Raw genomic sequence first — 18246 nt, 5'->3', positions numbered from 1 at the left:
AAGAACTATCAGCGCTTAATCCCGGGCACGACCGGAAGATTCCAGAATCAGCGTCACCGGACCATCGTTAAGCAGATCCACCTTCATATCCGCACCGAATTTTCCCGTCTTCGGAAAAAAACCGATTTTTTCCAATGCCTGAACATATGCATTAAACAGCGCCTCGCCCGGCTCCGGACGGGCAGCATCGATAAAACTCGGACGATTCCCCTTGGCGCAGTTGCCATAGAGCGTGAACTGACTGACCGAAAGAATTTCGCCGCCAACATCCTTTACAGAGCGGTTCATCTTTCCGGCCTCATCCTCGAAAATGCGCAGGTTGGCTGTTTTTCTGGCCAGAAAACGGGCATCACACTCTGTATCATCATGCCCGACCCCGCAAAGCACAAGCAACCCCCGGCCGATTTCGGAGATCTTCTCCCCTTCAACCGTAACGGAAGCCCGCTTTACCCGCTGAACAACAAGTTTCATTGCTTAAACACAAAGGTCGCAAAGTTCGCAAAGATTCCCTCTTCGCGGCCTCTGCGACCTTCTGGAATCCTTGAAAAAAACTTATTCGGTAACGTGCGACACCCGGAAGGCCGGCAGACGGTTCAGCATCGCAGCCACTTCATAACGCCGCGGACGGGCGAGATCGCCGCGTACATCCCTCGCCAGAGCATTAAGCCCCTCATTAGAAAGATCCCGGTCAACCAGATCGAGTATTTCGCGCAACGGATACCCTTCATCCATATAGCGCAACTTCGCATAGTACAGAACATAGCCGATAGCCCTCGCCTGATCCGCATCCGCAATCTGGCGAACCGCATCAAGATCAATCAGAGAACGGCCGAACTGCAGAAAATCAACATCATCCGTCTCAATCACAAGGTCCTCGCGGCCGATGCTTGGATCGATGGAGCTCGGCATAACCCAACGAGAACGACTGAGCATCGAAGATAAGTTTACAGTATCATTCACCGGCGCCGCCGGCGTGATATCGAGCGTCTTGGCCTCTTCCGTGATATCCGTAACCGTAAAATTCTCCACCTTCAGGATTTTATCGGCGATCGGAATGAATTCTGCAACCAGACTGCTGCCGGCCACAACCATGGAAATACCCAGTTCATCCACCATCTGCCGCGCCCGGGCGGCCAGCGTGTTACGCGACGATTCATTCATCAGCGAAGCCACACGGGTGTCCGAAGAAAGAAAAGTGGATGAAGAGCTGTGCTCATCATACAACAGAACACGCGCACCGGCCTCGAGTGCCTCAACCGTTGAAGCGGCCTGAGAGGTGAATGCGCCCGCCCCCTTTGTGCTATAGGAAGAAGGCAACCCTCCATCAGAAAGACGATTGGCAAATGCAGAAATATCCACCTGCTGAATAGAACGGCCCACTTCAGAACGGATATTCACCGCATCAGCTACCGTAACCACATGCTCACGGCCATCGCCGGGAATGTGATTGTAAATTCCCTGAGCAATCGCATCCATCAAATCCACGCGACCACTGTTGGATTCGCCGAGAATCAGCGTCAGGCCATTTGGAATACCCAGACCACGTACCACTCCGCTATGCGGAACCTCAACCTCTTCAGCCAGCTCATCACCGATCTCAACCGGGTCAAGACGGGAAAAGTCAGGCGTATCAGCATCAGTTTCCCGGCTTACCAGCGCACCCTCGGAAACAAAAGCCACCTGGCCGGAAGCCCCGAGATACTGACGCAAACGGTCAGCATCCTCCATGCAGTTTACATGAGCGTCCGCTTCGGCAATATCAATATTACAGTAGAGCAGCGAATTACTTACCACTTCCGGCAGATCTTCATAAAAGATCTGCTGAGCCATGGCACCGTCGATAGAAACAGTCGGCTCACCATCGACCACCATCGTCCGCACCGGCAACGTAATCTCAATACGGACTTCAATATATTCGCGCGTCAGCAACAAAGCATTGCGCGGCAGAATCTTCTGATTGGGCGTAGCCACATGAATATGCCGACGGGCAAGACCGTTTTGGTCATAGTGCGCAATCGAAGCAATGCGATCAGCCATGCGGCGCAGCAACAGATCCTCCATCGCAGTGCGCCGCACCGGACTGTCGAAGAGATATTCCGGAATCTCCGAAATGGTCTGCGGAACACGGATACTGAAAACCGGACGCAAGCCCGCCTCTTCGGTCAGATCCATATTCATGCACTTAATGACATAGCGGGTGAAATCGAAATCTCCGATCAGCTTCTGATACTCCGGGAACGGCTGTCCGTCGAGCTCAGCCAACAGATTGTAGAATTCCTTCTTATCCTTCATAGTCCAGTTATCCTTCGTTAATAGAGAATTACGCGGCCTGCCCAACCACAAGCCGCAATTGGTGGACTACTGTGCCTGTTTCGCATTCTTATTGGAAGCGGACTTTTTACCCTTTTTCGGAGCAGATTCCGCAGGTTTGTCAGCGGCCTTTGCCTTGTTATACCCGGAGCTGCGATAATCGGTCTCATAGAACCCCGAGCCCTTGAAAAGCACACCGGATCCCATCCCAATCAAACGCTGAACAACCCCTTCACATTTCGGACAGCTCGTCAGCGGATCCGCCGACATCGTTTGAAAAGCCTCAAAATGATGACCACACTCTTTGCATTCATAATCATATGTTGGCATTGCACTCTCCATTTACAAACAGATTCAAAAAACGCGGAATTTAGCGCCTCCGCCTCTATTGTCAAATTGATTCTGGACACGCCTGCCCGCCTAACTACACTGCACTCCCAAACATTTGGAGAGCCTGCATGAACTTTGAATTCGCCACCGCCCAGCGCATCATCTTCGGGTGCGGAAAAATCAACACCCTCCCGGAACTGGCGCCCGGCCTCGGCAGCAAGGCCGCTCTGATCACCGGAAGCAGTGCCCAGCGAATCGCCCCGATCTTCAATACCCTGAAAAAAGCCGGCACAGAACCCGCAGCCTTCAGCATCAGCGGAGAACCCACAGTCAACCGCATTGCCCAGCTCGCCGACGGCGCTCGAGAGCTCGGCTGCGATTATGTAGTCGCCTTCGGCGGCGGCAGCGTCATCGATGCCGGAAAAGCCATCGCCGCACTGCTCACCAACACCGACGATATCATGAACTACCTCGAAGTCATCGGCAAAGGCCTCCCGCTCACCGAAGATCCTGCCCCCTGCATCGCCATTCCGACCACCGCCGGAACCGGATCGGAAGTCACGCGCAACGCGGTCCTGCTATCGGAAGAACATCAGGTCAAAGTCAGCATGCGCCATCCCGGAATGCTGCCCACCATCGCACTCGTCGATCCCGAACTGACCCTCACCATGCCGCCCGAAGTCACCGCCAGCACCGGACTCGATGCCTTTATCCAGCTACTGGAAGCCTTTGTTTCCAAAAAAGCCAACCCCATAACCGACGCCCTCTGCCGCGAAGGACTGCGCCGCATGGGGGATTCGCTGTACCGCGTCTACATCAAAGGCACCGACCTCGAAGCCCGCACCAATATGGCTTTTGCCAGTCTCTGCGGCGGACTGGCCCTCGCCAACGCCGGACTCGGTGTCATTCACGGCTTTGCCGGCCCCATCGGCGGAATGTTCAAAGCGCCGCACGGGCTGATCTGTGCGAGCCTCCTTCACGCATCCGCCCGCATCAACCACGAAGCCCTTCAGTCGCGCGCCGACGAAACCGGCGCACTTGAAAAATACCGGGAAGCCGCACAACTGATTCTGCGAAACCCCAACGCCACCATCGATGACGCGCTCGACGGCCTGAAAAATATCTGCGCCCAAATGTTCATTCCCGGACTCGAGGAATTCGGCATCACACACGCCGACATCCCCGTCCTTGTTGAAAAGGCCAAAAAATCCAGCAGCATGAAAGGCAACCCCATCAAACTTACCGACGAAGAACTGATCGCAATCCTTCAGGAATCGATGGACGCCCCGATCGACGGCGACGCCACGCTCTACATGTAAATCATGTTCGGCACACTGAATTATCTCGTTCTGCTGCTCTACCTTGCCGGTATGATCGGCATCGGCATCCACTTTTCCCGAAGACAGGAAAACAGCGAAATGTTTTTCCTCGGCGGGCGCAAGCTCCCATGGCTCGCCGTCGCCATGAGCATGTATGCCTCGCTTACCAGTGCCGTAACCTACATCGGCCTGCCCGGCACCGCCTATGCCGAAAACATCTCGCTCATCATCGTCAGTTTCATGAGCCCGATCGTCGCGCCATTCATCCTGCTGATCTTCTACCCGCTCTACCACCGCCTGCGCGTCACCACATCCTATGAATACATTCTGAAACGCTTCGGGGCCCCGGCCAAATACGCCGTGGCCAGCCTCTTTTTGCTCGCCCGTCTCGGCTGGCTCGGCACCGTGGTCTATGCCCCGGCCATGGCGATGTCCACCGTCACCGGCATTCCACTCTGGATCTGCATCTGTATGATGGGCCTGCTGGCCACCGTCTATACCGCCCTCGGCGGGCTCGCCGCCGTGGTCTGGACCGACGCCATCCAATTTATCATCCTCATCGGCGGTGCCGTCTGGGTTTCCATTTCACTGATCCAGGGGGTGGAAGGGGGCGCGGGGGCAATCATCGCTCTCGCCGGAGAAACCGGTCGGCTCGATATCGGCGACTGGAAAATCAACCTGTTCTCCATGACCGGCCCCGCCGTCGCGATCTCCTTCTTTTTTCAACTCATGCAGGACTACGGCACCGATCAGATTACCGTTCAGCGACTGATGGCCACCGGCTCCCTGAAGAAAACCGTCAAATCCGTCGCCTTCAACGCCTGTACCGATTTTTTCATTATCGGTCTGCTGATGTTTATCGGACTCGGACTCTTCGCCTTTTTCCAGAATACGGAACTTCCCGCCGGCATCACGCCGGACAAAACGATGCCTTACTACATTATCCACTATCTTCCGCAAGGAATCTCCGGCCTGCTGATCACCGCGGTCTTTGCGGCCGCCATGTCCTCTATGGATTCCGGCATCAATTCCATTGCCACCGTACTCATCAGCGATTTCACCCACGGTGTAAAAAATGAAGTCCGCCTCGCCCGGCAGCTCACACTTGCGCTGGGCCTGCTGGCCACCGCTCTGGCATTCTACGTCTCTACCATCGGTGGCATTCTAAAAGCCTTCTTCAGTTTTATGGGCATGTTCAGCGCCCCCGTACTCGCCCTGTTTCTCATGGGAGCCCTGACACAAAAAGGAAATTTCAAAGGCTGGCTCATCGGCCTGGGCGCATCCATTGCCGTCAGTATCTGGATCCAGAAGTTCACGCCCGTTCACGAGCTCTACTATTTCCCCGCGTCGTTTTTCGTGAGCTTCAGTATCGGCCTCATTGCCAGCCGTTTTTTCCAACCACCGGAAGTCCCCTCCGGCCTGACGGTCTGGAAACGCTAAACCGCTTTACAGAAATTGGCAGCGGCTTTTTCCCGCATATCCGCAACAGCCGCCGCCATATCATCCTGTTTATAAAGATAGGAACCGGCCACAAACAGATTACAGCCCGCCGCTGCCGCCGGAACAACGGTTTCGCCGTCAATTCCCCCGTCGATCGCAATATCCACCCAGTCCGCACGGCGCCGGATTTCAACCACCTTCTCTTCAACGTAGCCGAGATATTTCTGCCCCCCGAAACCCGGATGCACCGACATCACCAGCACTTCATCCACCCAGCGATTATCCAGACATTGGAAAATGGCATGAGCCGGAGTTTCCGGGTTCAGAGTAATCGCCGGGCGTTTGCCCACCTCCCGGATGGCCGTCAGCGTCTTTTCAATATTACAGACCGACTCGATGTGAATCTGAATCGTATCCGAACCCGCAGCAACAAACGCATTGATATGATCCTGCGGCTTTTTCACCATCAGGTGCACATTACGGGGAATAGAAACATTCGCCGCCGCCATTTTCACCACATCGGGGCCGAAGCTGATATTGGGAACAAAAACTCCATCCATCACATCCACATGAACCTGATCCGCTCCCGCCTCTTCAGCGCGACGGCATCCGGCGGCAAGATGGCCGAAGTCGGCAGCAAGAATCGACGGCATAATCTGAATTTCGGGCATATTTAAAATCTCCTGAAAACGCGCGGACGGTAACCAACTGCGGAAATCGAGTCAAGACCGCCGCCGCCCTGTTCCGGCAGAGTAACCGTTAAAAAAAACAGACCGGTCGTTTCCGACCGGCCTGCTTCACATAAGTTGGTAGCGGGGATTGGATTTGAACCAATGACCTTCAGGTTATGAGCCTGACGAGCTACCGGGCTGCTCTACCCCGCAATCTTAAGTTTTTATAAATTGGTAGCGGGGATTGGATTTGAACCAATGACCTTCAGGTTATGAGCCTGACGAGCTACCGGGCTGCTCTACCCCGCAATCCTAAGTTTTTCAAATTGGTAGCGGGGATTGGATTTGAACCAATGACCTTCAGGTTATGAGCCTGACGAGCTACCGGGCTGCTCTACCCCGCAATCTTTTATCTTTTCACACAAAACTCTTTAAAATGGTGCTCGGGGTGGGATTCGAACCCACACGGGATTTAACTCCCACAAGGCCCTCAACCTTGCGTGTCTACCAATTTCACCACCCGAGCGGTTTTGGTCGAAAAGAGGTGGAGCAAGATACAGAGGCACCCCATGCGGTGCAAGCGGTAAAACACAAAAAGTTCCACTCGCTGAAAAGCTCTTCATTTTAAAGCAACTTCAGGGTCCGACCGGACACTCGGCCGGGAAATCACCTTTCCAAGGTTTGGAAAACCCTGTAGCGTTTCACCATCTTTTGAGGCGACAAAACATGAAACTGAAATTAAAAAAAACTCTGAAAATTCTAGCCTGTGCAACAGCGGCACTGTTGCTCATAATTATACTCACCTTTCTTTTCTGGCTGGGTCCAACCATCAAACTGACGGCCCAAACCATCGGCTCCAAGGCTCTCGGCACGGAAGTGAACATTGATAAATTGAGCATCAACCCTCTGAAAGGCACCATCTCCCTTTCGGATTTCAACATTCAGAATCCGGATATTTTCGGACAATCCAATGCCGTCTCACTGGCCAGTCTGAATATTTCAGTCGATATGGCCTCGCTTTTTTCCAGCACAATTCTGGTTCATCAGGTAGAGATCAACAGTCCGCACTTTGTGTATGAGCAGAATCTTCAGCGCGATAATATTACGGAATTCATCCGCAATGTGCAGGCGTTTGCCAACATCGATCCCTCGGCACCAAAACCGGAAAAAGAAAAAAAGCCACAGAACAAACCGGCCCCAATCGTCATCATCGAATCACTGGCCATCAATGATGTCCAAATGAAACTAGCCAACACCCGCGATCCCCAACTTGATATCCGAGCCGGCCTTGACTCACTGGCGGTCAGCATGACCAACGGCACCTTTGTTCTGAATCAGATTTATATACAGAATCCGGGACGACTGAAAACCCCCAACCTGTTCACACTCGACCGCATCCACGTTGAAATGGCCCCCGAATCCATTTATTCCACCAACATCCACTTCAAAACAATCCAAGTCGTCAGCCCACAGGCCTACGTGGAATATAATCCCGAAACCGACACCGCCGGTGAATTCCTGAAAATCGCCGCCTGTCTTGCAGAAAAAATTCCCACAAACGCTCCCGCTTCGGAAACGACCAATCCCCTCGCCGAAGCCGATGCTGCTCCCGACAACACCCTTCCGCCGCCGGATATTACGCTGGATCTGCTGGCCGTGGACAACGTGCAGCTTCACGCGGTCAACATCAGCGAACCCGATCTGAATACACAACTGTCTGTCGCTCGGTTTTCCGTGGCATTGGAAGAAGGCCTAGTCGAAATGAAGAACCTCCGGCTTTCCAATCCGAAAACCCTGAAAACGCCCAACCTGTTTTCTCTGGAAAATATTGCCGTCCAACTCGAACCCGGCTCACACAAAACGGCCTCCCCGGTAATCAATGATGTACGGGTTACCAGCCCGCATGCCTTCCTCGAGCTGAACGCAAAAAACAATACCATCAGCGAATGGCTCCGCCTGGCCAACGGCTACATCGAACGCATTCCGACGTACCAAATTCCCTCCCTCCCTCCCGCTCCGGAAAAACCGCAAACGGACAAACCAACGACCGCCAAATCCGATAAAACAGCAACCCCGCCGCTCGAACTGCAGCACCTTGTAGTCGATAATATAGCGGCTCACCTGCTGGACACCACCGACACCAATCTCACCACCCATACACCAAGAATAATCGCCGGTGTTGATGAAATTTCGGCCAAGCTCATCGATGGCCGGATCGAAATAAACAACATTACCGTTCCGAACCATCCGGACTTTGCCGCCAGCAACCTTTTCCACCTGGCACAGATTGCCGTCACCCTCGACCCGGAATCCCTTTATTCAGACCAGGTCGTCATTAATGAGGTATTCATTGATTCTCCGCAGGTAGACCTGGAGCAGACCGAAACCAGCGGCAATGTCGCCAGCCTCCAGAGCACCTTTAAACATTTTACCCCGCCCGGAACCGAAGACAAAACACCGGAAACAAAACCGCCACAACCGGCCACTGAAAAAAAGACGCAACCGCTTCCGATTGCTGAACAGCCGGTGGTCCTTCACCGGCTCGCGATCACCAACCTGAATGTAAACCTTAAACTTCCGGTAACCACCAACCACACGGAAACCGCCGGCATGAGTCTGAAAAGCCTCAATCCCATGGAGCAGATCGGAAAACTCAACCCCATGGAGCAAATCGGGAAACTCAATCCGCTCTCGTCAGAAGACGAAGAGGCTGAAATCGATCCCGATGCACCCGTCACCATGGTAGCATTTCGTGATCTCCTGCTCCAACCGCTCGAAGGCCAACTGCAGATCAACGGTCTGCGCATCGCCAACCCTCCGAATTTTTCGCGGCGGGATATGGTCAAAATCGAGCACTTCAGTCTCGATCTCGATCCGGACAGCATCCAGAGCGACATTCTCATGATTCGCGATATTCAGCTGACCAACCCGCGCGTTCGCTACGAACGTCAGATTCTCAAAGACAACATCAAAGCCTTTCAGGAGAATATCGAACAGGCCGTGCTCCATCGGGAGGAATATACCGAAGATACAGAACCCGGCCCTGAAATGGCAGACACATCCCCGACAGCAGAAGCTGAAGAGGAACAGGGCCAGAAAGTTATTATTGAGCGCATTGCCATCGACGGCTGTATTGTATACGCCAAACTTTCAGCTCTGCCGACCCTGCCCATTCCCCTGCCCCTGCCGGTACTGAAAGATATCGGTAAAGAAAAAGGCGGAGCAACCCCGGCAGAAGCCGCAACGCAGGTCTATGACACCTTCTACGAAGAGATGCTCAGTGCCGTCAGCGGAGCAACCGGTTTTGCCGGCGATACCCTGAAAGGCCTCGGCAGTCTGACTTCGGATATGGTCAGCGGGGCAAAAGACGGCGTCGGAAAAATTACCAAAGGCAACAGCGAAATCGTCGAAGGAGCCGTAGAAGAGACGGTGGAAAAAGTTAAAGAAACGCGCAAGACGCGCCGGGCAGGCGGCCGCCGCCGCGTATTCCCCTGACAATCCCCCTACGGAGATCCCACCGAAAACAAAAAACCCTCCGCATGAGCGAAGGGTCTTAAGTTTCTACAACAAGAAACAATCTGGCTACCGGTTAATCGCGCGGCACCCGATGTCCGCTCCCGCCGCCTGAACGCTTCTGGCCGGGCCGGTGATGTCCCCCCTGCGGCCGACGGCCTCCACGCTGCCCACCCTGCTGCGGGCGGCGCGCCCGCGGCTTGCGCGGCGGTGCGGCCGGAAGCTCTGCCAGCAGTGCCTCAGAAGGCATTTTGCACGGCAGATCCATGCCCAGCAGTTCCTCAATCTTCGGCAGCTCAAATGATTCCATTTCACAGGCGAACGTGATCGACTGACCGGTGGAACCGGCGCGGCCGGTACGGCCGATACGATGCACATAGTCGTCCGGATTCTCCGGAATATTGAAGTTCACCACATGGCTCAAACCGTCAACGTGGATCCCGCGGCCCGCAACATCGGTAGCCACCAGTACTTTGACTTTTCCGGCCTTGAAATCTTCCAGAATGCGCATCCGCTTTTTCTGGGTTACGGCACCGGAGAGCATTTCGCATTTGTGTCCGTAGCGGTCGAGATCCTCGGAAAGACGCTCAGCCTGATCACGGCGATTGGTGAAGATAATGATCCGGTCAGGATTATCATTCTTGATAATATTGTAGAGCAGTGTGAATTTCTGATCATCAGTTACAATAAAGACCTTTTGCTCCACGGTATCAACAGCCACCTGCTCCGGCTCAATATCAATCCGCTCCGGGTCCACCATCCAGGCAGCAGCCAGGCGCATGACGTCGTCAGAAAGGGTTGCGCTGAACAGCACGGTCTGGCGCTTCTCTTTTGGCGGAGTCTTATAGATAATCCGGCGCACGTCCGGAATAAAGCCCATGTCGAGCATTCGGTCGGCTTCATCAATCACCATAATTTCCGCATGGCGGATACTAACCACATTTTTGTTCTCGAAATCGAGCAGTCGGCCCGGCGTAGCCACCACAATATCAACGAGGCCGTCTTCGAGGTCGCGCTGCTGTTTATTGTAATCCATCCCGCCGTAGAGTACGACGGTGCGCAGGCCGGTAAACCGGTTCAGGCCTGCAGAATCTTCACCGATCTGCATCGCCAGCTCCCGGGTCGGCGCAATAATCAATGCACGCGGACTCGCCGCACTGTGCTTTTCGAGCGGATTGTTCAGGCAGTGGTTGATGATCGAAATCAGGAACGCGGCTGTTTTACCGGTACCGGTCTGTGCCCGGCCGGCCATATCTTTGCCTTTCAGCGTGCCCGGCAGAATCTCACCCTGAATCGGTGTCGCATATTCCCAGCCCAGTGCATGAATGCTCTGCATCAGTTTCGGATGCAGATCCAGATCCTGGAAACGGATTTTCCCTTCAGCCGGTTCAACATTAAAACTTGCCGGATCCCAAGGCACTTCTTTCACTGGTTTGCGCTCGGTGGCAGCAGTTGCCGCCTGGCGATCTTCGCGCGGTTTACGCTCACGCGGCTTCCGTTCACCCTCTTCGCGACGCGGTTTTCTTTCTCCATCACCGCGCGGCTCGCGTTTTTTACGCGGCGGACGCTCCGGCCTTCCTCCGTGCTTTTCAGCCCAGCGTTGTTTCAGCCGTTTTTCGTACGCAATCCGGCGGTCATCCTCTTCCGGACGAAATTCCTTCATCCGCGCCCTTTCCTCGTCCGACATCTCGAACGGAGGAATTTCTTTTTTCTGCGGACGCGGTTTTTTCTGCCCCTGCGGTTTGCCGCCTTTCGGTCCACCCTTGGGGCCCTGGTTCTTGCGTTTGCGCGGGGCCTTACCTCCCTCACCGCCCTCGCCTTTTCCTTTTACGGGCTTCTGACCGGGACGCCATTCAACGGTACCGGGTTCAGGCTGTTTTTTCTTCTGTTTAGCGTTAGACGATGTTTCCTGCTGTTTCTTTGCTTTATTCCCGGTCGGTTCGTCTTTCTTACCGAACACGGAAGCGATTTTTTTGAGTAAGCTCAATTTCCAGTCCTTTCGCATCCGAAGGGCTGGAAGAATGGATTACTGGATCCGTATGTCTTGCTTTGAAATGGGTTGCCTGTTGTTCTTCCTGATCCAGCTTAAATCCTGTAGTCCAAAATCCATTCTTCCATCATCAGTCGGATGATGCATTTTTCAATATATCCTGTATCCAAAGGCAGGCCATGCCCTGTGCATTTCCTCCGTTGACCTCTTCGTCAAACGGGGCCTGCTTTTCAATGTTCCCCACCGGTCCTTTCACGACCGTCATGGGAACGGGCTCGGAGGTATGCCCTTTGAGGGCCACCGGTGTGCGGTGATCGGTGCACAGCACCAGGGTGTAGTCTTCGCCGCGGCTTTCCAACCATTGGAAAACCGGCGCACATACTTTTGCGTCGAACTCTTCGATGGCGAAGGTTTTCTTTTCTGCGTCACCCATATGACCGCACTCGTCGGGCGCCTCGATATGAACGTAGACAAAGTCCTCCCGCTCAAGAATCTCAAACGCCGCGTCGATTTTGCCCTGATAGTTGGTATCCAGGAAGCCGGTCGCACCTTCAACATCGGGTGCTTCCAAACCGGCCAGTTTTGCAATGCCCTTCAACAGGTCAACGGCGGAGATTACACCGCCGCCGAGACCGTAAAGGGCCTTGTACGTTTCCAGCTGCATGGCATTTCCCTGCCCCCACAGCCAGATCTGCGTTGCGGGCTTTTTGCCTTCCGCAATACGCTTCTGATTTACCGGATGATCCGCAAACACTGCTTTCGATTTTTCCATTAAATCGCGGATCTCATCCTCCCGATTTCCCGCCGGCAGATTTTCAGCAACCGGCTTATCGGTGAATTCATGCGGAGGCTCGCAATGGCACTCCGCAGGGCCATGATTCCAAACGAGAATATGGCGGTACTGCACACCCGGATGAAAGGTCAGTCCGTCCGTTCCGAGTGCTTCCTGAAGCGAATGCACGAGAGCATGCGCCTCCTCTGTCGTAATGTGTCCGGCGGAATAATCATCCATGATCCCGTCTTCGGTCACTGTGACCAGGTTGCAGCGAAATGCCACATCCGTCGGGTTCATGGGAAGATCCGCACCGGCAGCCTCGATCGGCGCACGCCCCGTATAATTCAGGGACGCATCATATCCAAGCAAGGCCATGTTGGCGACATCGCTTCCAGGCGGCAGACCGTCCGGAACCGTTTGAACCATACGCGTTTCGCCCAAAGCCGCAAATTTCCGAATCGTCGGACAGTTTGCCGCCTGCAACGGGGTTTTATTACCCAGCGCCTCAACCGGATAGTCACCCATCCCGTCGCCACATAAAAACACATACTTCATCGAGAAAATCTCCACATAATTGCGCGGGAATTTCGCCGAAAACCCTTCAAAAGGCAATTCCATACCGCATCTATTTGCCTCCACCTGCCTATCGCTTTGTACACAAAGCGCACGGTTGCGCTTTACTTTACCAAAGGATTGCATACGTTGACGGCTTCCCGGCGCACGAAGCGCCCCTGAATTATAATTTTTTCCGGAGACTTTAAAATGAACAAACTGGGACTGGCCTTCAAAGCCTTTTTCTCAACCCTGAAATCCGGTGCGCCTGCAATGGCAGCCGAAAAACAGGAAACTCCCGCCGCCAAGCCGCCGCGCAGCGAAGCCCTTACATTACTGGCCGCTCTGCAGCGCGAAGCGCGGCTCGTTGACTTTCTGATGGAGCCGCTCGACGGCTATTCCGACCAGCAGGTCGCGGCCGCCGTGCGCGATATTCAGGCCGACAGCCGCAAAGTGCTGGAACGCGTCTTTGCGCTCCAGCCGCTGCGCACCGAAGACGAAGGCACAAAGATCACGGTCCCCGCCGGATTCGATGCCGCGGCCATCAAACTGACCGGCAACGTTTCCGGCGAAGCCCCCTATTCCGGGGAACTGATGCATCCGGGCTGGACCGCCTCCAAACTCGACCTGCCCGTCTGGCAGGGCTCCGACGATGCCGCCAGAATCATCGCTCCCGCCGAAATCGAACTCTAAACGCTCCCTGAACCCCCTTATCAGGGTCTTTATTGCCCCCTTTTCATTCATCGAATCCGCATCTGCGGAGGAGGAATTATATGAATTCAAAATATGCCATTGGAATCGACCTGGGCACCACCAACTCGGCGCTCGCCTATCGCAGCCTCGAAACCGACAATGCCCCGGTGCAGTGTCTGCCCATCACGCAGCTCGTCGACGAAGCCACCGAAGAAGCGCGTACCACCCTGCCCTCTTTCATGCATATCGACACCGACGGCAGCTGGAACGTCGGCGAACAGGCCCGCCGCCGCGCCGCCGAACAGCCCGGCCGTACCGTCGCCGCCGCCAAATCGTGGCTCTGCCACAGCCGCGTCGACCGCCACGATGCCATCCTGCCGTGGGGCGCCCCCGAAGACGTTGAAAAGTGCTCTCCGGTCGAAGCCTCAAAGCGCTACCTTCAGCATCTTTCCAATGCCTGGAACTCCCGCTTTCCCGATGCCCCCTTCGCCGAACAGCAGGTCGTGCTCACCGTACCTGCATCGTTCGATGCCTCCGCCCGCGAGCTGACCAGTCAGGCGGCTAAAGACGCCGGACTCCCCGATCATTACATCCTGCTCGAAGAACCCCAGTCGGCCGTCTACGCCTGGCTCGCGCAAATCGGCGATGCCTGGCGCAAGCAGCTCAGCAAAGATGACACGCTGCTCGTCTGCGATGTCGGCGGCGGTACCACCGACTTCACCCTCGTTCGCGTAGAGGACGAAGACGGTGAACTCGTCCTGCGCCGCGTTGCCGTCGGCAACCACATTCTCGTAGGCGGCGACAACATGGACCTGCTCACCGCCCACATTGCCCAGCAGGCCTTTGCTGAAAAAGGCGTTAACGTGGACGCCTGGCAGTCGACCGCCCTGTGGCATGCCTGCCGCCAGGCCAAAGAAGACCTGCTCTCGGCCGACGGTGCCCAGACGCATCCCGTCACCGTCCTTGGCCGCGGCCGCAAAGTGATCGGCGGCAATATTTCCGTCGACCTCGACAAGCAGCAGATTTCCAGCGCACTGCTCGAAGGTTTCTTTCCGGTCTGCGGACTGGAAGACCGCCCGCAGCGTGCGCGCCTCTCCGGCTTCCGTGAACTGGGGCTTCCCTACGAGCACGACACCGCCATCACCCGCCACCTCGCAGCCTTCCTCGGCATGCACGCTGAAGACGGCGTATCCGTCCGCCCGACGCACGTACTCTTCAACGGCGGCGTCTTTAAATCGGACCTCTTCAAAAACCGTCTGATGGAACTGATGGGCCGCTGGTTCGGCGAAGCGCCGCAGCTGCTCGACGGCAACGAAGACCTCGACCACGCCGTCGCAACCGGCGGTGCATTTTATGCCGCCGCCAAACATAGCGGCGGCCTGCGCATCCGCGGCGGCACCGCCCGTGCCTACTATCTCGGAATCGAAACCGCCGGCCTTGCCATCCCCGGCGCACCGCGCCCGCTCAACGCCTTCTGCGTCGTACCCGCCGGCATGGAGGAAGGCACTGAAATTCAGGTGCCCGGAGAAGAGTTCGGCCTCGTCACCGGCGAGCCGGCCCACTTCCGCGTGCTCAGTTCGGCTGTACGCAAGGACGACAAACCCGGCGATCTGCTCGCCTCGTGGACCGAAGAAGAACTGCAGGAAACCGACTCACTCGAAGCGGAACTTCCGGCGGCCGAAGGCATTGAAGACGGCTATATTCCCGTCCGCTTCGAATCGCGCGTCACCGAGCTCGGCATCTTCGAGCTCTGGTGCGTCAGCACCCTCACCGACCACCGTTGGAAACTCGAATTCAGCGTCCGTGAAGATTAATCCGATGAATCCCGACATAGAAGCCCGGTATGTCGTAGGGATCGATTTGGGAACCACCAATTCGGCCGTCGCTTATATCGACATGCAGCAGAAAAACTTTGCCGTCGCCCCCTTTGCGGTACCGCAACTGGTGGCGCCGGGAACGGTTGAAGCACGCGAATCGCTGCCGTCATTTCACTACGAACCGGCCCAGGGCGAATTCGAAGCCGAAGCCACAGCGCTGCCGTGGAGCAGCCATGCGCCCGTGGTCGGCATACTGGCGCGCGAGCATGGTGCCGCCGTCCCCGGCCGTCTGGCCGTTTCCGCCAAATCGTGGCTGAGCCACAGCGGCGTTGACCGCAAAGCCGAATTGCTGCCGTGGCACGGCGCACCGGACGTAAACAAACTGTCCCCCGGCGAAGCGAGTCGGCGCTACCTCGAACACATCCGCCGTGCATGGGATCATGCCCACCCGGAAGCCCCGCTGGCGGAACAGGATCTGGTGCTGACCGTACCGGCCTCGTTCGACGAAGTGGCGCGCGAACTGACCGTCGATGCCGCCCGCGCAGCAGGACTTCCGCGCCTTTGCCTGCTCGAAGAACCGCAGGCCGCATTTTATGCCTGGATGCGCAAACACCGGAAAACCTCCGGCATGGAGGCGGGACAGTCTATTCTCGTCTGCGATATCGGCGGCGGCACCACCGACCTGACGCTTATTGAAACGGAAGCAAGCAAAGATGCCCCGCTCACCTATCGCCGCGTCGCCGTCGGCGAACACCTGCTGCTCGGCGGCGACAATCTCGATCTGGCGCTGGCGTATCACGTCGAGAAAAAACTAGGCGGCAGCAAACTGGCGCCGGCGGTCTGGAGTATTCTGGTCCGTCGCTGCCAACAGGCCAAAGAAGCCCTGCTCGGAGCAGACGCACCGGAAAATTATACCATTCAGCTGCCCGCCCGCGGACGCAGCGTGGTCGGCGACAGCCGGCAGGTGGAGCTGGAACGCGATGAAGTGGCGCAGCTGCTGATCGACGGCTTCCTGCCCGAAGTTGCGGCGGGCGACCGCCCCGACGTTCGCCAGTCCGGCTTTCAGGAATTCGGCTTGCCCTACGCACCCGACGCCGGCATCACCCGCTACCTGACGGCCTTTCTCGCGGAACACGGCAACGTGCGCCCCGACTACATTCTGTTTAACGGCGGCTTTTTTGAATCGGCCGGACTGCGCCGCCGCCTGCTGGACGTGCTGGAAAAAGCGCTCGACTGGAAACCGCAGGTGCTGCAGGCCGACCGCCTGAATCTGGCCGTGGCCTGCGGAGCGGCCGAATACGGACGCATCCGCCGGGGTCAGGGCACACGCATCACCGGCGGCCTCGCGCGCACCTACTATCTTGGCGTCGGACAGGACCGCGGCGAACCTTCGGCCATCTGCCTGCTGCCGGCCGGACTCGAAGAGGGCGAAACCGTCCCGCTGACCGACCGCACCTTCCGGCTGTATATCCGCCAGCCGGTGGAATTTTCGCTCTTCACCTCCGGCACCCGCACCACGGACCGCCCGGGAGATCTGCTGCCGATCGATGAAGAAACGATGCGCCCGATGCCGTCGATTAAAACCGTCATCAACTCCGGAAAAAAGAAAACCGCCGATCAGGTCAACGTTCAGCTGCTCGCCAAACTTACAGCCATCGGCACCATTGAAGTCTGGCTGGAGGAACAGGGCGGCAACCGCTCGTGGCAGTTGCAGTTCGATGCCCGCGCCGCCACCCAGACCGATCGGGCAGTCGAAGAGGATACCGCCAACCGGGCCGGTGTGATGGACGAATCCATGGCCGCCTCGAGCATCGGCGTGATCCGCGCAATGCTGCATGCCGGCCAGAAGGAGGCCTCCAAAGGGCTCTTCAAAAAACTGGAAGAAAACACCGGCCTCGACCGCAGTGAATGGCCGCCGGCTCTGCTGCGGCGCTGGCTCGAAGAGACACTGCTGCTGGGCGACTGCCGCAAAGCCGCCCCGGAACTCGAAGCACGCTGGCTGAATCTGGCGGGCTATGCTCTGCGGCCGGGCTACGGCTTTGCCGCCGATGACTGGCGGGTGGCCAACGTCTGGCGCATCAAGCAGGCGGGCGTGGAACATCTGCGGAATGAAATGTGCCGTGCCGAATGGTGGATTCTCTGGCGGCGCATCGCCGGCGGTCTGACCGAGAACCAGCAGCTCGAACTGGCCAATCCGTTGATCAAACAATGGAATTCGCGGATCCGTAACCCGGGCGTAAAGAAAACCGGCAAGCCCACCGGATTTCAGTTCGGCGATCACGAGAGCGCCGAAGTCTGGCGACTGCTCGGATCGCTCGAACGCCTGCAGGTCGCCAGAAAAGAACAACTGGGTGAACTGCTGCTGATCTGGCTCGAACGAAAAGGGACCCGCATCTCCAACGGTGCGGCTGTCTGGGCACTCGGCCGCATCGGCGCCCGGGTCCCGAGCTACGGTCCGCTCAATACCGTCGTCCCGGCCGACACGGCGGAACAATGGGCGGAACGGCTGATGCAGCTCAACGGATCCACCAAGGAGTGCGCCTTTGCCCTGATGCATCTCGCGCGAAAAACCGATGACCGTTATCGCGACCTTTCCGATGACGCACGCCGAAAAGCCCTGCAGTGGATGCAGACCAACCAGGTGCCGAACCGACTGCAAAAGCTCGTCGAAACCGGCGGTCTGCTCGATTCCGAAGAACAGGACCGCGCTTTCGGCGAAGCCCTCCCCCCCGGACTGCACCTGGCAGGCTGACCGGAATACCCGAGCCTACAACGTATTTTCTGATCCTGGTTTTGCTGAGGAGCCGCTTAACACTGCGCAACACCTTCCTGCGAT

General features: G+C 56.6%; 12 protein-coding genes and 4 tRNA genes. 6 read left to right on the top strand and 10 right to left on the bottom strand.

Features of this window, described 5'->3' with window-relative positions; all coding sequences use genetic code 11:
• Window positions 1-15 precede the first annotated feature (15 nt).
• From dtd to P9H32_RS10165, 3 genes are all read right to left on the bottom strand, one after another.
• The gene (gene dtd, locus P9H32_RS10175) at window positions 16-471 is read right to left on the bottom strand and encodes a D-aminoacyl-tRNA deacylase (RefSeq protein WP_322608789.1); all 456 of its coding nucleotides are present in this window, start codon (window positions 469-471) and stop codon (window positions 16-18) included.
• An 81-nt stretch (window positions 472-552) separates the two neighbouring features.
• The gene (locus P9H32_RS10170; RefSeq protein ID WP_322608788.1) at window positions 553-2292 is read right to left on the bottom strand and encodes a P-loop domain-containing protein; all 1740 of its coding nucleotides are present in this window, start codon (window positions 2290-2292) and stop codon (window positions 553-555) included.
• A 66-nt stretch (window positions 2293-2358) separates the two neighbouring features.
• Window positions 2359-2640 (bottom strand): FmdB family zinc ribbon protein, encoded by a 282-nt coding sequence (locus P9H32_RS10165; protein WP_322608787.1) that lies wholly within the window; start codon window positions 2638-2640, stop codon window positions 2359-2361.
• A gap of 128 nt (window positions 2641-2768) precedes the next feature.
• Here P9H32_RS10165 and P9H32_RS10160 point away from each other — a divergent pair, with 128 nt between their 5' ends.
• Entirely contained in the window at window positions 2769-3959 is a 1191-nt protein-coding gene (locus tag P9H32_RS10160) for an iron-containing alcohol dehydrogenase (RefSeq protein ID WP_322608786.1), read from the top strand.
• A gap of 3 nt (window positions 3960-3962) precedes the next feature.
• The gene (locus tag P9H32_RS10155) at window positions 3963-5399 is read left to right on the top strand and encodes a sodium:solute symporter family transporter (protein ID WP_322608785.1); all 1437 of its coding nucleotides are present in this window, start codon (window positions 3963-3965) and stop codon (window positions 5397-5399) included.
• Here the strand turns inward: P9H32_RS10155 and rpe are convergent.
• From rpe to P9H32_RS10130, 5 genes are all read right to left on the bottom strand, one after another.
• On the bottom strand, window positions 5396-6070 hold the full coding sequence (gene rpe, locus P9H32_RS10150) for a ribulose-phosphate 3-epimerase (protein ID WP_322608784.1): 675 nt from the start codon (window positions 6068-6070) through the stop codon (window positions 5396-5398). The two genes, P9H32_RS10155 and rpe, sit on opposite strands and share 4 nt — an antisense overlap.
• A gap of 136 nt (window positions 6071-6206) precedes the next feature.
• Window positions 6207-6283 (bottom strand) — tRNA-Met (locus P9H32_RS10145).
• 19 nt (window positions 6284-6302) lie between these two features.
• Window positions 6303-6379, bottom strand: a tRNA-Met gene (locus P9H32_RS10140).
• 18 nt (window positions 6380-6397) lie between these two features.
• A tRNA-Met gene (locus tag P9H32_RS10135) sits at window positions 6398-6474 on the bottom strand.
• 33 nt (window positions 6475-6507) lie between these two features.
• Window positions 6508-6596 (bottom strand) — tRNA-Leu (locus P9H32_RS10130).
• Between the two features lie 200 nt (window positions 6597-6796).
• On the opposite strand from P9H32_RS10130, the gene P9H32_RS10125 reads away from it, so the two are divergent.
• On the top strand, window positions 6797-9565 hold the full coding sequence (locus tag P9H32_RS10125) for a DUF748 domain-containing protein (protein ID WP_322608783.1): 2769 nt from the start codon (window positions 6797-6799) through the stop codon (window positions 9563-9565).
• 94 nt (window positions 9566-9659) lie between these two features.
• On the opposite strand, the gene P9H32_RS10120 is transcribed toward P9H32_RS10125, so the two are convergent.
• Window positions 9660-11570: a DEAD/DEAH box helicase gene (locus tag P9H32_RS10120; RefSeq protein ID WP_322608782.1), complete on the bottom strand. Its 1911-nt coding sequence runs from the start codon at window positions 11568-11570 to the stop codon at window positions 9660-9662.
• A 133-nt stretch (window positions 11571-11703) separates the two neighbouring features.
• Window positions 11704-12903 carry a cofactor-independent phosphoglycerate mutase gene (locus P9H32_RS10115; RefSeq protein ID WP_322608781.1) on the bottom strand — a complete coding sequence of 400 codons (1200 nt, stop codon included), beginning with the start codon at window positions 12901-12903 and terminating at the stop codon, window positions 11704-11706.
• Window positions 12904-13110: 207 nt separating this feature from the next.
• On the opposite strand from P9H32_RS10115, the gene P9H32_RS10110 reads away from it, so the two are divergent.
• From P9H32_RS10110 to P9H32_RS10100, 3 genes are all read left to right on the top strand, one after another.
• Window positions 13111-13593, top strand: a complete 483-nt coding sequence (locus P9H32_RS10110; RefSeq protein WP_322608780.1) for a DUF2760 domain-containing protein — start codon at window positions 13111-13113, stop codon at window positions 13591-13593.
• 80 nt (window positions 13594-13673) lie between these two features.
• On the top strand, window positions 13674-15407 hold the full coding sequence (locus P9H32_RS10105) for an Hsp70 family protein (RefSeq protein ID WP_348534482.1): 1734 nt from the start codon (window positions 13674-13676) through the stop codon (window positions 15405-15407).
• Window positions 15408-15411: 4 nt separating this feature from the next.
• On the top strand, window positions 15412-18162 hold the full coding sequence (locus P9H32_RS10100) for an Hsp70 family protein (protein WP_322608778.1): 2751 nt from the start codon (window positions 15412-15414) through the stop codon (window positions 18160-18162).
• Window positions 18163-18246: the final 84 nt, after the last annotated feature.

Source organism: Pontiella agarivorans (assembly GCF_034531395.1).
GTDB classification, from domain to species: Bacteria; Verrucomicrobiota; Kiritimatiellia; order Kiritimatiellales; family Pontiellaceae; genus Pontiella; species Pontiella agarivorans.
The sequence above is the reverse complement of the archived record's forward strand: the minus strand, read 5'-3'. Positions and strand labels throughout refer to the sequence as shown.

Excerpts from the sequence above, each read along its gene's own strand:
- P9H32_RS10125 (WP_322608783.1), top strand. The coding sequence starts at position 6,797 with ATGAAACTGAAATTAAAAAAAACTCTGAAAATTCTAGCCTGTGCAACA.
- P9H32_RS10115 (WP_322608781.1), bottom strand. The coding sequence starts at position 12,903 with ATGAAGTATGTGTTTTTATGTGGCGACGGGATGGGTGACTATCCGGTT.
- P9H32_RS10160 (WP_322608786.1), top strand. The coding sequence starts at position 2,769 with ATGAACTTTGAATTCGCCACCGCCCAGCGCATCATCTTCGGGTGCGGA.
- P9H32_RS10165 (WP_322608787.1), bottom strand. The coding sequence starts at position 2,640 with ATGCCAACATATGATTATGAATGCAAAGAGTGTGGTCATCATTTTGAG.
- P9H32_RS10155 (WP_322608785.1), top strand. The coding sequence starts at position 3,963 with ATGTTCGGCACACTGAATTATCTCGTTCTGCTGCTCTACCTTGCCGGT.
- P9H32_RS10170 (WP_322608788.1), bottom strand. The coding sequence starts at position 2,292 with ATGAAGGATAAGAAGGAATTCTACAATCTGTTGGCTGAGCTCGACGGA.
- P9H32_RS10110 (WP_322608780.1), top strand. The coding sequence starts at position 13,111 with ATGAACAAACTGGGACTGGCCTTCAAAGCCTTTTTCTCAACCCTGAAA.
- P9H32_RS10105 (WP_348534482.1), top strand. The coding sequence starts at position 13,674 with ATGAATTCAAAATATGCCATTGGAATCGACCTGGGCACCACCAACTCG.
- P9H32_RS10100 (WP_322608778.1), top strand. The coding sequence starts at position 15,412 with ATGAATCCCGACATAGAAGCCCGGTATGTCGTAGGGATCGATTTGGGA.
- rpe (WP_322608784.1), bottom strand. The coding sequence starts at position 6,070 with ATGCCCGAAATTCAGATTATGCCGTCGATTCTTGCTGCCGACTTCGGC.
- dtd (WP_322608789.1), bottom strand. The coding sequence starts at position 471 with ATGAAACTTGTTGTTCAGCGGGTAAAGCGGGCTTCCGTTACGGTTGAA.